Below are 12,745 nucleotides of genomic sequence, written 5' to 3' on the forward strand. Positions count from 1 at the left end.
AGCCATCAAGTTATTGTCATTTGAGGTAAACAACATGTCCAACTCTGTAGACTTATTTTCTCCTATCGAACTCGGTCAATTAGCATTAGATAACCGTGCTATTATGGCGCCTTTAACGAGAGCTCGTGCTGGCGCAGACCATATTCCTAATGACCTTATGGTTGAATACTACGCTCAACGTGCGAGTGCCGGACTTATCATTGCTGAATGCACCATGGTGATGGAAGGTACGTCTGCTTTTATGGCAGAACCGGGCATTTACAACGAAGAGCAAATCGCAGCTTGGAAAAAGGTAACGGATGCGGTTCATGAGAGAGGCGGTAAGATTGTACTGCAAATTTGGCATGCGGGACGAGCTTGTCATCCTGATCTGAATGAAGGAAAAACACCTGTAGCGGCGAGCGCATTGGCCATTCGTGATGAATTAGTCCATACCCCTTCGGGTAAGCAAGCATATACGGTACCACGAGCACTCGAAGTGGATGAGATAGCTTCCATTGTTGCGGCGTTTAAACAAGGTGCAGAAAACGCCAAGAAAGCCGGCTTTGATGGGGTCGAGATACATGGCGCCAATGGTTATCTTATTGATAACTTCCTTCGTGACGGCTCAAATTTACGTACCGATGAATACGGTGGCTCGGTTGAAAATCGTGCTCGATTTTTACTTGAGATAGTGAAAGAAGTCGTTGAGGTGTGGGGACCCGGAAGAGTCGGTCTGCGTACATCTCCGCTAAATGGATTTAATGACATGAAAGACAGTGATCCAGTTGGTTTGGTGCGTTACTTAGCAGAGCAACTTAATTCTTTCGATCTTGCTTATTGGCACGTGATGCGTGCGGATCTGAAAGGCGTACAAAAAGCAGATGTTCTCAAGCCAGCACGCGAAAACTATCAAGGTCACTTAATGGCGAACGTGGGCTACAGTGCACAAGAAGCGGCAACAGCAATTGCAGAAAACAAAGTTGATGTGGTCGCATTTGGCGTTCCCTTTATCGCAAACCCAGATTTAGTTGAGCGATTTAAGAAAAATGCACCTCTTAATGAGGCGAAACCAGAACACTTTTATTTGGGGGGAGCAGAAGGTTATACCGATTACCCAGTGATGGCATAACCCTTACTTGTTTCATATAAAAAGGACGCTAATGTTAGCGTCCTTTTTCGTTTCTGTATTTACTTAGCCTTGCGGTTTTACGACCATCACATTGATTGGAGAATATTCCACAACCTTACTCGCGACAGAGCCAAGCATTACTTTATTGATTTTAGAGCGCTTGTGGCTTGGCATAATGATGAGATCAGCGCCTAAACGTTCTGCATAATCAAGAATGGTCGCGTAGGCCTTGCCTTCAGCAACATGCACTTGGTAAACCACATCTTCAGCAATATGCTCATTAGCGAAAGTTTTTAGTTGCTGCTTCACGTCTTGCTTCATTTTGGCCGCAGCATCTTTCGGAAAGTATGTGGCAACCATCGACATGTGAATACCAGGTAGTACAGTCAGAAGATGGATTTGAGCATTTGCTTGCTTTGCCTGCCAAACCGCTAGTTCAACCGCTCGGTCTGAAAAGCCTTGGTCATTTAGATCAACCGGAACAAGAATTTGTTTGTACATTCAATGTCTCTCATTAAGGCCCCTTTATCCTCGGGGCCAAATCGGTTATGCGCTCAATTGTTCCTTACGAGCACGACGTTTTTGGTTCATTGCAAGCACCAGCAAAATCATTAAGCATGGTACAAACACCCACTCTTTCATCGGACGGTCTGCATCCTGGATAACCCACTTGATTTCCCAATCAAAGTCGATACCTGCGGACTCTGCTGGACTACCAAATTCAACCATATCGACAATCATTTTGTTGTCACTTTCGGTCAGCATCAGACCCATAGATGAAATACGTGCGTCTGCTGTTGTCGCACTGTCTTCGAATGGAAGACGAACCGTTTTCTCAATGTAGTCGCCCTCAAGGTTTTCACCGGCAACACGTAACTCCAATGATTCTCCTACATTTAGTGTTTCCGTGATTTGAGCTACCTCAACGCCAGGAGAAAGAACTTTCGCTGGGTACAGCATGTCCCACCAAAAACCTGGACGGAAAAACGAAAATGTCAGTACTAATAATAGGACTGTTTCCCACCACTTGTTACGCGTGAACCACCACCCTTGAGTTGCCGCAGAGAATATCAGCATTGCAATGATCGATGAGATGACTGTGAGTGCCAAATGCCACCAAGAGTCGATCCCCATTAACAATAGCTGGGTATTGAACACAAACATGAACGGCAAAATAGCGGTTCGAATATCGTAAGTAAAACCTTGGATACCAGTACGAATTGGATCTGATTTCGCAATTGCTGCTGCTGCAAAAGCCGCAAGGCCTACAGGTGGGGTATCGTCGGCCAAAATACCAAAGTAGAAAACGAACAAGTGCACCGCTATCAACGGAATAATTAAGCCATGCGCTGCGCCGAGCGTAACAATAACCGGCGCCATTAGCGTAGAGACCACGATGTAGTTCGCCGTTGTTGGCAGACCCATCCCCAGAACCAAGCTAATGATGGCGGTAAACAGCAGCATAAGAATGATGCTGCCACCAGAGATAAACTCGACGAAGTCGGTCATCACTAGGCCGATACCCGTTAGTGTAACAACACCAACAACGGTGCCCGCTGCCGCGGTTGCAACGCCGATACCAATCATATTGCGCGCACCAGAAACTAAGCTCTCGGCAAGATCGACAAAGCCATCTTTGGTTTGCTGAAGCATGTCTCCTTGCTTTGACAGCAGTGCAATCAACGGACGTTGAGTCAGCAAAATGAAAATCATGAATACCGTTGCCCAGAATGCCGAAAGGCCAGGTGAGAAACGTTCGACAGTCAAACACCAAACCAATACGACGATAGGGAGTAGGTAGTGCAAGCCTGACTTAACGGTTGGGCCAGGATCAGGTACTTCTGTTAATTCTGCATCAATCTCAATTGCGCCATCTTGCACGTGATTTGCTGAGACTTTCACCAACCCAACGTACGCGATTAATAGTGCGACGGTAACAATTGGTGTCGCGGCATCACCAAAGACGTCCTTTGTCCAACCCACTCCGTAGTAAACCAATGCGCTGATCACACACAATCCTAAGATTGTGCCAGTAAAGGACAGCAGACTTTGTACTAGTGTTGGATTGTGGCGACGAGGAAGGCCTGTCATGCCTGCTTTACATGCTTCAAGGTGAACAATGTAAATTAAAGCAATATAAGAGATTAGCGCTGGAAGTAGGGCAGCTTTAATCACCTCAACGTAGGAGATACCGACGTATTCCACCATCAAAAATGCTGCTGCACCCATGATTGGCGGTGTTAACTGACCATTGGTTGAAGCCGCTACCTCTACCGCACCCGCTTTTGTGCCGGGAAAGCCAACACGCTTCATCAGTGGAATGGTAAAGGTGCCAGTTGTTACTACGTTTGCGATTGAAGAACCAGAAACCAGACCAGATAAACCTGATGCAACAACGGCCGCTTTAGCTGGGCCACCTTTCATATGGCCAAGCAACGAGAAGGCAACTTTAATGAAGTAAGCACCAGCACCAGCGCGTTCCAGCATTGCTCCAAACAATACAAACAAGAAGACAAAAGAGGTAGAAACACCTAGCGCAACTCCAAATACGCCTTCAGTTGTTAGCCACAAGTGAGACATGGCCTTGTTCAAGCTTGCCCCTTTGTGCGCGATAACGTCAGGCATGTAAGGGCCTGCAAAGGTGTAAGTAAGGAAAACAGCAGCCACGACCATTAATGGTGGACCAAGTGCTCGGCGTGTTGCTTCTAAAAGGAGGAGCATACCGATAACAGCAACAACGATATCAACTGTTGTCGGTGCGCCTGAGCGTCCTGCTAGCTCAGTATAAAAAAGGTATATATAGGCTGCTGAAAAGCTGCCTGCCAACGCGAGTATCCAATCAACAAGAGGGATATGATCGCGAGGAGAATTCTTCATCGCTGGATAAGCAGTGAAAGCCAAAAAGATCGCGAAAGTAAGGTGGATAGATCGCGCTTCCGTGTCGTTCAGTACGCCAAAATTGAAAATAAATGGTAGCGGGGATGCGTACCATAATTGAAATAGTGACCAACACAGAGGAACAAACCAAAGGATTCGTCCTTGCATTCCCGAAGGGCTACGTGCACCTGTGTCTGCCTGAGCCACCATTTCTTGCACATCTTGTGACGGAGCTTGATTCGTCGCCATGTACTTTTTCCTTATTATTGATGGTCCTGTCTGATTTTTATCGAGAACCACACTTCGCCTCTATCAGTGTAGTGAATGGAGCGAAGTTTGCTTTCGAGTATTTTGCTGCCTGAACTCAAAGTGTTGATTGTTGGATACTCTGTTAGGCGGCGTTTAAGTTTTCTTGGGTATGAGCTCGCAGTTTTCAGAAGAAAACTGGCGAATGAAGCATACAGTTAGAACGTGCTACAACCTGTATGCTCAAACAGGCAGAAAATATTCTTTCCTGCCTGTATGTAGAGTCTGAGGTAATTACTTAATTAGACCCATTTCTTTGTAGTATTTTTCTGCACCTGGGTGAAGAGGAATAGAAAGACCAGCTTTCACCATGTCTTCTTTCTTCAAGTTTGCGAATGCAGGGTGTAGACGTTTGAAGGTATCAAAGTTTTCAAACACAGCTTTTGCCACGTTGTAAGCGACATCGTCTGAAACATCAGAGGTCGTTACCATTGTTGCTGCAACACCAAAGCTGTTTACGTCTTTGTCTGTACCGCGGTACATACCAGCCGGTACTGAGCTAAAGGCGTAGTATGGGTTGTCGGCAACAATTTTATCGATTTTAGGGCCTGTTGCTGAAACTAGCTTCGCATCACATGATGTGGTTGCTTCTTTGATTGAACCGTTCGGGTGGCCGACCATGTAAATGAAGGCGTCAATTTTGTTATCACAAAGTGCCTGAGAGCGTTCAGAGCCTTTTAGCTCAGACGCCAATTTGAAGCTGTCGTTTGTCCAACCCATCGCTTCCATGACAACGCCCATCGTTGCACGGTCACCAGAGCCTGGGTTACCGATGTTTACTCGCTTACCTTTCAGGTCTTCAACGTTTTCAATACCTGAATCTGCACGCGCAATGATGTTGAAAGGTTCTGTATGAAGAGAGAACATTGCGCGTAGCTTCTTGTACGGGCCTTGTTCTTCAAACTTGCTCGTACCGTTGTAGCCGTGGTACTGCCAATCCGATTGCACGATACCAAAATCTAATTCGCCTGCACGGATAGTGTTAACGTTGTAAATTGAGCCACCAGTCGATTCTACTGAACAACGGATGTTGTGGTCTTTACGACCTTTATTTACCAACTTACAGATAGCACCACCAGTTGGGTAGTAAACACCTGTCACAGAGCCAGTACCGATGGTAATAAACTCTTGAGCGTTAACTGCGCCTGCGCCCATTACGGCTGCAGCGATAGCGCCTACTTTGAGAAGTTTGTTAAATGCCATGAATTTCCCTTCCTTATATTCATTATTTACCCGGAAATAACCATAAATCACTTCTGGAGTTTCCTATTTGGAAACGGCACCTTTTTCAATCCAATCGTTTGAAAAAGCGAGCGAATCATAACAAAAAATTGGCAGAAAATTATCCAATTGTTAAATGTTATAGTTGATAAGTCTGAATTTTGTATCAGGGGATAGGATTCAATTTGTGATTTAATTCTTTTTATAACAATTACTTAATTAACGTTTAGTGACTGAAATGAAAAAGATCAATTGCGTGATGTTAATCACAAAATGGGTGGTTAAAGAACGAGCGGAGTAAGCAAGAAATTTACATAAATTATGGGCTACAAAATGAGACTTCTTTTATAACCCACAATGAGTTAGCTGATTGAAGCTTTATAGAACTTAACCAGTATATTCGAACAGCTCGCACACTGATTTGAAGAGTTGCTCAGTCGTAATTGCCATGGTTGGCGTAATGAAAATGGTATCGTCACCCGCGACAACGCCAAGAATACCTTCGGATTTACCGAGTGAATCAAGCAAGCGAGCAATCAACTGTGCTGCACCTGGGCCGGTGTGAATTACCACTAACGCTGCATTACGATCGATGTCTAGTACCAGTTCACGCAGAGAGCTGCTGACTGTTGGGACACCTAGCTCAGCAGGAAGACAGTAAACCATTTCCATTTTTGCATTGCGCGTACGGACGGCGCCAAATTTAGTCAGCATACGTGAGACTTTAGATTGGTTGATACTCTCAAACCCTTGCTGTTTGAGTGCGTCAACAATCTCGCCCTGTGAGCCAAAGCTTTCTTCTTTTAACAGGGCTTTAAAGGCGCGAACTAAGTTGTCTTGTTTTTCTGAATTGCGCATAGTCATTACAAATCTCTTATTACGGGTCAGCAATTTTGCATATTCTCGCATATATATTCAGGCGGTGCCAAAGAGTCCCAGGATTATGTTAGATGCGTCACTGTAAACTATATACCACATAGAATTCTTTAGCGCGCTGAAGTAGGGCTGTATCTGTTTTCTTGAATTCCTTGTCATTTCAACAGAATAAAAGAATAATCCAAGCCCCATTTGTAGCACGGTAACAGCGAGTTGCGCGAGGTCGCAAAGCTAGCGTTAATTGATTGTAATCAAGTTGTGATTCCGATAGCTTTATTTAAGTTGGTTACAAACTACCCTACGAATACGTTTATAAGAGAAATACTCTCAAGGAGAACTACATGAAAGTAGCCGTTATTGGTGCCGCTGGTGGCATCGGTCAAGCCCTGGCCCTTCTACTTAAGAACCGTCTTCCTGCTGGTTCTGATCTAGCCCTATATGATATTGCTCCAGTAACTCCTGGTGTGGCCGCTGATCTTAGCCACATCCCTACGCCAGTTTCTATCAAAGGTTACGCTGGTGAAGATCCTACTCCAGCACTAGAAGGCGCGGATGTTGTGCTAATTTCTGCTGGTGTTGCGCGTAAGCCAGGTATGGATCGTGCGGATCTATTTAATGTAAACGCTGGTATCGTTAAATCGCTAGCGGAGAAGATTGCGGTTGTTTGTCCGAAAGCTTGTGTTGGTATCATCACAAACCCTGTAAATACAACAGTGCCAATTGCTGCTGAAGTTCTTAAAAAAGCGGGTGTTTATGATAAGCGTCGTCTATTTGGTGTAACAACGTTGGATGTTATCCGTTCAGAAACGTTTGTTGCTGAGCTAAAAGACAAAGATCCAGGTGACGTTCGCGTGCCAGTAATTGGTGGTCACTCTGGCGTAACGATCTTACCTCTACTGTCTCAAGTGGAAGGTGTTGAGTTTACAGCTGAAGAAGTAGAAGCATTAACGAAACGTATTCAAAATGCAGGTACTGAAGTTGTAGAAGCGAAAGCGGGTGGTGGTAGTGCAACACTATCAATGGGCCAAGCTGCATGTCGCTTTGGTCTGTCTCTGGTTCGTGCTCTTCAAGGTGAAGAAGGCGTAGTTGAGTGCGCTTACGTTGAAGGCGACGGCGAACACGCGACTTACTTTGCGCAACCTGTGAAACTGGGTAAAGAAGGCGTTGAAGAAGTACTAAGCTACGGCAAACTCAGCGATTACGAAAAGTCTGCATTAGACGGTATGCTAGAAACACTAAATGGCGACATCAACATTGGTGTTGAATTCGCAAAGTAATCTAGAAAGCCTATATAAGAAGAAAGCCGATCATTTTGATCGGCTTTTTTGATCCTTGATTTCTCAACTTCGTAAAAATGGTCGAATAAAACCACGTAGTGAAGGAGAAGATGATGGAAGCGAGTCGAATCCGTAAAGGCATGGTTGTTGAGTGCCAACAAGGCGTCGGTACGATATTAGTGGTCGACCATGAAGCAGAGACGGTATTGTTGTCCAAACAAGGGACTGAACAGCAACTCGCCGTTAGCTTTGATGAAATAGAAGATGATCCACAACTGCATGGCGGTAGTGACAGATATTACTAGCGCCTCGGGCGTCGTCATTAGGTATCAAACGTAAAAAAGGAAGAGTATGCTCTTCCTTTTTGCTATAAGTCTTGCGTTATGGGTAGCTATTGATTACTTCGTGCGTTGTACTGCGACATGAGCCAGAGTAACAAGCGCTTGTTTGTATTCAGACTCTGGCAACACTGATAGTTCTGCGATTGCTTTGTCTGCTTCTTCTAGAGCTTTTTGCGTTGTGTATTCCAGAGAGCCTGCTTCTTTCATGACCGCAAGAATTTCTTCTAAGCGATCCATGCCATTCGCTTTCTCAATCGCTTCACGAATCATGATGGCGTTTTCTGGTGTGGTATTACGCATAGCATGGAGTAGAGGTAAAGTTGGCTTGCCTTCGGCCAAGTCATCACCCACATTTTTACCCATGTCTTCGCCATCAGAAGTGTAATCCATGACGTCATCAATGAGCTGAAACGCAGTGCCTAGATACTTACCGTAATTTTGCATTGCGATTTCCACATGCTCAGGAGCATCATTTAAGATTGCACCGATTTGAGTTGCGGATTCAAATAAGCGCGCAGTCTTAGAGTAGATGACTTGCATGTAGCTTTCTTCTGTCGTGTCAGGGTCGTTACAGTTCATCAACTGCTGTACTTCACCTTCGGCGATCACGTTTACGGCATTGCTCATTAGTTTAAGGATCTTCATGGATCCTAGTTCCGTCATCATCTGAAATGAGCGTGTATAGATAAAGTCCCCAACTAATACGCTAGCCGCATTGCCAAATGCTGCATTCGCAGTGGCTTTACCACGGCGCATGTCTGATTCATCTACCACGTCATCATGCAGCAAAGTCGCTGTATGGATGAACTCAATAAACGCAGCTGCCATTGTATGACCATTGCCTTGGTAACCAAGTGCACGGGCTGACAGTATCGCTAAAAGCGGTCTTAGACGTTTGCCTCCACCACTCACGATATAAAAACCGAGCTGGTTGATTAAAGAGACATCAGAATTAAGTTGGGCTTGAATTGTTTCATTCACTTTTGCCATGTCATCGGCAGTAAGCGCTTGGATAGTTTTAAAATCCATCGTATATCCGGCTGAAGTTAGACCCTGCAAGGCTTATTCGATTTATATAATTGTCGAATAATACACTAAAAAACGTTGATTAATACATTACTAAAGGGCATGATTGCCGCACTTTTCTTTGGCGATTAGCTTTTCGCCAATTTTTTCAAAATATGGCTTGTCATAGGAGCATCTATTCTGTAGAATCTGCGCCCTATTGATGATTAGTTTAGCGCACACCCTCAAGAAAGGCTGTGCGGAAAAAGCGGAGTAAAATATGTACGCTGTTTTCCAATCTGGTGGTAAACAACACCGTGTAAGCGAAGGTCAAACTCTTCGTTTAGAGAAATTAGACGTTGAAACTGGTGCAACTGTAGAATTTGATAAAGTTCTTCTTGTTGCTAACGGCGAAGACATCAAAGTTGGTGCTCCTCTTGTAGAGGGCGGCAAAATTGTTGCTGAAGTTGTACAACACGGTCGTGGCGATAAAGTTAAAATCGTTAAGTTCCGTCGTCGTAAGCACTCTCGTAAGCAACAGGGTCACCGTCAGTGGTTCACTGAAGTGAAGATCACTGGTATCAACGCTTAATCTATTAGGAGAGTTTAACAATGGCACACAAAAAAGCTGGTGGTTCTACTCGTAACGGCCGCGATTCAGAAAGCAAACGTCTAGGTGTTAAGCGTTTCGGTGGTGAATCTGTACTTGCAGGTAACATCATCGTTCGTCAACGTGGTACTAAGTTCCACGCTGGTAACAACGTAGGTATCGGTAAAGACCACACTCTATTCGCTCTTACTGAAGGTAAAGTGAAGTTCGAAGTGAAAGGTCCTAAGAACCGTAAGTTTGTAAGCATCGAAGCTGAGTAATTAGGTTTTTAACCAAATTACTTAATAGCTTTAAGCTGAATTCAAAAGCCCTGCCGAATCGGCGGGGTTTTTTATTTGTGGCAGTCGACATATCGAAGTTTCTCGCTAAGATCCTAAGCGATTTGAATCTGGGAGCTTAGATCTGTCATCTGCTAAAATTGTCGGATGACATAGTAAGATTTAATCCACGCACGAAGTAGTCGGAGTAAAAGATGAAGTTCGTAGATGAAGCGGTAGTAAAAGTTCAGGCTGGTGATGGCGGTAGTGGCGTTGTCAGTTTCTGGCGTGAAAAATTCATCACTAAAGGTGGCCCTGATGGCGGTGATGGCGGTGACGGTGGTGATGTTTATATCCAAGCCGATGAAAACCTAAATACCCTGATTGATTACCGTTTCCAGCGCTTCTACGAAGCTGAGCGTGGTGAAAACGGTCGCGGTGGTAACTGTACAGGTAAGCGTGGTAAAGACATCGTTCTTCGTGTACCTGTGGGTACGCGCGCTGTGGATATCCACACAAATGAAATCGTGGCGGAAGTTGCTGAACACGGTAAGAAAGTGATGATCGCAAAAGGCGGTTGGCACGGTCTAGGTAACACGCGTTTCAAATCTTCAGTAAACCGCGCGCCTCGTCAGAGAACATTGGGTACAAAGGGTGAAGTACGCGAAATTCGCCTTGAGCTATTGCTTCTTGCTGATGTGGGTATGCTTGGTCTACCTAATGCTGGTAAATCAACCTTTATCCGCGCAGTATCAGCAGCAAAACCGAAAGTCGCTGATTACCCATTCACGACTTTGATCCCAAGCTTGGGTGTCGTAAGTGTCGTACCAGAGAAAAGTTTTGTTGTTGCAGACATCCCTGGTTTGATCGAGGGTGCAGCAGATGGCGCTGGCCTTGGTATTCGATTCTTGAAGCACTTAGAGCGTTGTCGAGTGTTGCTGCACATGATCGATATTATGCCAATTGATCAGTCCGATCCGGTGCAAAATGCATTGACGATCATTGATGAACTAGAACAATACAGCGAAAAACTGGCAAGTAAGCCGCGCTGGTTAGTGTTCAACAAAGTTGATCTAATGCCTGAAGAAGAAGCGAATGAGAAGATCCAAGAAATCTTAGACGCACTAGGTTGGGAAGACGAGTACTTTAAGATCTCGGCGATCAATCGTAACGGTACTAAAGAGCTTTGTTACAAACTGGCTGACTTTATGGATAACCTACCTCGCGAAGAGGAAGAAGTGGCTGAAGAAGATAAAGTTAACTTCATGTGGGATGATTACCATAAAGATGCGATGGCGGGTAAAGACGTTATCACTGAAGATGACGACGACGATTGGGATGACTGGGACGATGAAGAAGATGACGGTCACGTTGTCTACGTTCGTGACTAATCAGAACGGTCAAACAATGCCTGTTTGCCTATAATTCATTAAGCCGCAATTATTTATTGCGGCTTTTTTTGTATCTAAATCATATTTAGGTGATGTGATTTACGGCACAATAACCGATACGTCGTGTTTTTTGAGGGTTAGTTTGGCCCTCGCGCGTATGAATGAGTAACACCCTAAAAGGAATTAGACTTATTTATGACTCTAGAAACCATACCGCCTAGAGAGTTGGCGGTATCTACTCAACGATCGATTTCTCGTCTTGTCGCCCAAGCCGGACAAATGCTACTTGCTCATGGTGCTGAAAGTACTCTTGTGAGCGATATTATGCGTCGTATTGGCCTAGCTTGTGGGGTGAATGAAGTTGCGGTAGCACTATCAGCTAATGCATTGGTTGTGACGACGGTAATGGATGGGCATTGCATCACCACCACCCGAAGCTGCGCTGATCGTGGCATCAATATGCGCGTTATTACGCAAATTCAACGAATCTGTATCATGATGGAACGTGGTTTGCTCGATTCAACCATGGCGCAGAAAAAGCTGAACGCTATCAGTCCAGAGCGTTATAACCGCTGGTTGGTGGTGTTTATGATTGGCTTGTCTTGTGCGGCATTCAGTCATCTAGCTGGTGGTGATTGGGGAGTCTTCATCATGACCTTTTTAGCTTCAGCTGGTGGCATGATCGTTCGCCAAGAAATTGGTCATCGTCATTTCAACCCTCTATTGAACTTTGCTGCGACCGCTTTTGTGACTACCTTAATTTCAGCACAGGCGGAAATTTACCAAATCGGTAATCTACCTACCGTAGCAATGGCATCGTCGGTATTAATGCTTGTACCTGGTTTCCCACTCATTAACTCTGTCGCAGATATGTTGAAAGGCCACATTAATATGGGGATTGCTCGATTTGTGATGGCTAGTTTACTAACGTTGGCGACATGTTTGGGGATCGTTGCTGCGATGAGTGTAACTGGAATTTGGGGGTGGGCAATCTAATGAGTTTATTTGATTTGATGTTTGGCCTGTTGAATGACATGTTTTTTGCGGCGATTCCCGCCGTAGGATTTGCATTGGTTTTTAACGTGCCACAAAGAGCTTTAGTGTATTGCGCTGTTGGTGGCGCGATTGGTCATGGTAGCCGCTACTTGATGATGCAGTTTGGCATTCCTATTGAGTGGGCAACCTTTTTTGCTGCGACGTTAGTTGGGATGATTGGTGTGTACTGGTCTCACCGTTTTCTCGCGCATCCAAAAGTGTTTACTGTGGCTGCTTTGATCCCGATGGTGCCGGGTGTGTTTGCGTACAAAGCAATGATCGCTATGGTAGAAATCAATCATGTTGGCTACTCACCCGAGCTTGTCGCAACCTGTATGGAAAACTTTCTTAAGGCCATGTTTATTATTGCAGGTTTAGCTGTTGGTCTTGCGGTTCCAGGGCTGTTATTCTATCGCCGCAGACCAATTGTATAAGGAC

The 12,745-nt window shown here is 45.0% G+C and carries 13 protein-coding genes; 8 read left to right on the forward strand and 5 right to left on the reverse strand.

Annotated elements, in window-relative coordinates; translation table 11 throughout:
- The first annotated feature begins 34 nt into the window (after positions 1 to 34).
- Complete coding sequence (locus tag R7M92_RS09405) at positions 35 to 1,111, forward strand: alkene reductase (RefSeq protein WP_025768366.1); 1,077 nt, start codon at positions 35 to 37, stop codon at positions 1,109 to 1,111.
- Positions 1,112 to 1,174: 63 nt separating this feature from the next.
- On the opposite strand, the gene R7M92_RS09410 is transcribed toward R7M92_RS09405, so the two are convergent.
- The 4 genes from R7M92_RS09410 to argR form a co-directional block, all read right to left on the reverse strand.
- A complete protein-coding gene (locus R7M92_RS09410; protein WP_005379654.1) occupies positions 1,175 to 1,612 on the reverse strand; it encodes a universal stress protein in 438 nt (145 codons plus the stop codon).
- A 45-nt stretch (positions 1,613 to 1,657) separates the two neighbouring features.
- A complete protein-coding gene (locus tag R7M92_RS09415; RefSeq protein WP_017820274.1) occupies positions 1,658 to 4,237 on the reverse strand; it encodes a TRAP transporter permease in 2,580 nt (859 codons plus the stop codon).
- A 291-nt stretch (positions 4,238 to 4,528) separates the two neighbouring features.
- Positions 4,529 to 5,497 carry a TAXI family TRAP transporter solute-binding subunit gene (locus tag R7M92_RS09420; RefSeq protein ID WP_005379657.1) on the reverse strand — a complete coding sequence of 323 codons (969 nt, stop codon included), beginning with the start codon at positions 5,495 to 5,497 and terminating at the stop codon, positions 4,529 to 4,531.
- A gap of 405 nt (positions 5,498 to 5,902) precedes the next feature.
- The gene (gene argR, locus R7M92_RS09425; RefSeq protein ID WP_005379659.1) at positions 5,903 to 6,373 is read right to left on the reverse strand and encodes a transcriptional regulator ArgR; all 471 of its coding nucleotides are present in this window, start codon (positions 6,371 to 6,373) and stop codon (positions 5,903 to 5,905) included.
- 359 nt (positions 6,374 to 6,732) lie between these two features.
- Between argR and mdh the strand changes: the two genes are divergently transcribed.
- Both mdh and R7M92_RS09435 read left to right on the forward strand, forming a co-directional pair.
- Positions 6,733 to 7,668, forward strand: a complete 936-nt coding sequence (gene mdh / locus R7M92_RS09430) for a malate dehydrogenase (protein WP_005379660.1) — start codon at positions 6,733 to 6,735, stop codon at positions 7,666 to 7,668.
- A 113-nt stretch (positions 7,669 to 7,781) separates the two neighbouring features.
- Entirely contained in the window at positions 7,782 to 7,973 is a 192-nt protein-coding gene (locus R7M92_RS09435; protein ID WP_005379661.1) for a hypothetical protein, read from the forward strand.
- 93 nt (positions 7,974 to 8,066) lie between these two features.
- Here R7M92_RS09435 and ispB read toward each other — a convergent pair whose 3' ends face one another.
- Positions 8,067 to 9,038, reverse strand: coding sequence for an octaprenyl diphosphate synthase (gene ispB, locus R7M92_RS09440; protein WP_005383097.1), 972 nt, complete (start codon positions 9,036 to 9,038; stop codon positions 8,067 to 8,069).
- 256 nt (positions 9,039 to 9,294) lie between these two features.
- Here ispB and rplU point away from each other — a divergent pair, with 256 nt between their 5' ends.
- The 5 genes from rplU (at position 9,295) to R7M92_RS09465 (ending at position 12,741) form a co-directional block, all read left to right on the forward strand.
- Positions 9,295 to 9,606 (forward strand): 50S ribosomal protein L21, encoded by a 312-nt coding sequence (gene rplU, locus R7M92_RS09445; RefSeq protein WP_005383096.1) that lies wholly within the window; start codon positions 9,295 to 9,297, stop codon positions 9,604 to 9,606.
- Between the two features lie 20 nt (positions 9,607 to 9,626).
- Positions 9,627 to 9,884: a 50S ribosomal protein L27 gene (gene rpmA, locus R7M92_RS09450; protein WP_005383095.1), complete on the forward strand. Its 258-nt coding sequence runs from the start codon at positions 9,627 to 9,629 to the stop codon at positions 9,882 to 9,884.
- Positions 9,885 to 10,096: 212 nt separating this feature from the next.
- A complete protein-coding gene (gene cgtA / locus R7M92_RS09455; RefSeq protein WP_005383091.1) occupies positions 10,097 to 11,272 on the forward strand; it encodes an Obg family GTPase CgtA in 1,176 nt (391 codons plus the stop codon).
- A gap of 195 nt (positions 11,273 to 11,467) precedes the next feature.
- Positions 11,468 to 12,268, forward strand: coding sequence for a threonine/serine exporter family protein (locus tag R7M92_RS09460; RefSeq protein ID WP_005379664.1), 801 nt, complete (start codon positions 11,468 to 11,470; stop codon positions 12,266 to 12,268).
- Positions 12,268 to 12,741, forward strand: a complete 474-nt coding sequence (locus tag R7M92_RS09465) for a threonine/serine exporter family protein (protein ID WP_005379665.1) — start codon at positions 12,268 to 12,270, stop codon at positions 12,739 to 12,741. The genes R7M92_RS09460 and R7M92_RS09465 overlap by 1 nt, the downstream gene beginning before the upstream one ends.
- Positions 12,742 to 12,745 lie beyond the last annotated feature (4 nt).

It is taken from the genome of Vibrio sp. Vb2880 (assembly GCF_033337975.1).
Lineage (GTDB): Bacteria > Pseudomonadota > Gammaproteobacteria > Enterobacterales > Vibrionaceae > Vibrio > Vibrio alginolyticus.

Coding starts and splice junctions, on each gene's coding strand:
- R7M92_RS09405 (WP_025768366.1), top strand. CDS start 35: ATGTCCAACTCTGTAGACTTATTTTCTCCTATCGAACTCGGTCAATTA.
- R7M92_RS09435 (WP_005379661.1), top strand. CDS start 7,782: ATGGAAGCGAGTCGAATCCGTAAAGGCATGGTTGTTGAGTGCCAACAA.
- ispB (WP_005383097.1), bottom strand. CDS start 9,038: ATGGATTTTAAAACTATCCAAGCGCTTACTGCCGATGACATGGCAAAA.
- R7M92_RS09415 (WP_017820274.1), bottom strand. CDS start 4,237: ATGGCGACGAATCAAGCTCCGTCACAAGATGTGCAAGAAATGGTGGCT.
- R7M92_RS09420 (WP_005379657.1), bottom strand. CDS start 5,497: ATGGCATTTAACAAACTTCTCAAAGTAGGCGCTATCGCTGCAGCCGTA.
- R7M92_RS09465 (WP_005379665.1), top strand. CDS start 12,268: ATGAGTTTATTTGATTTGATGTTTGGCCTGTTGAATGACATGTTTTTT.
- R7M92_RS09410 (WP_005379654.1), bottom strand. CDS start 1,612: ATGTACAAACAAATTCTTGTTCCGGTTGATCTAAATGACCAAGGCTTT.
- argR (WP_005379659.1), bottom strand. CDS start 6,373: ATGCGCAATTCAGAAAAACAAGACAACTTAGTTCGCGCCTTTAAAGCC.
- cgtA (WP_005383091.1), top strand. CDS start 10,097: ATGAAGTTCGTAGATGAAGCGGTAGTAAAAGTTCAGGCTGGTGATGGC.
- rpmA (WP_005383095.1), top strand. CDS start 9,627: ATGGCACACAAAAAAGCTGGTGGTTCTACTCGTAACGGCCGCGATTCA.
- R7M92_RS09460 (WP_005379664.1), top strand. CDS start 11,468: ATGACTCTAGAAACCATACCGCCTAGAGAGTTGGCGGTATCTACTCAA.
- mdh (WP_005379660.1), top strand. CDS start 6,733: ATGAAAGTAGCCGTTATTGGTGCCGCTGGTGGCATCGGTCAAGCCCTG.
- rplU (WP_005383096.1), top strand. CDS start 9,295: ATGTACGCTGTTTTCCAATCTGGTGGTAAACAACACCGTGTAAGCGAA.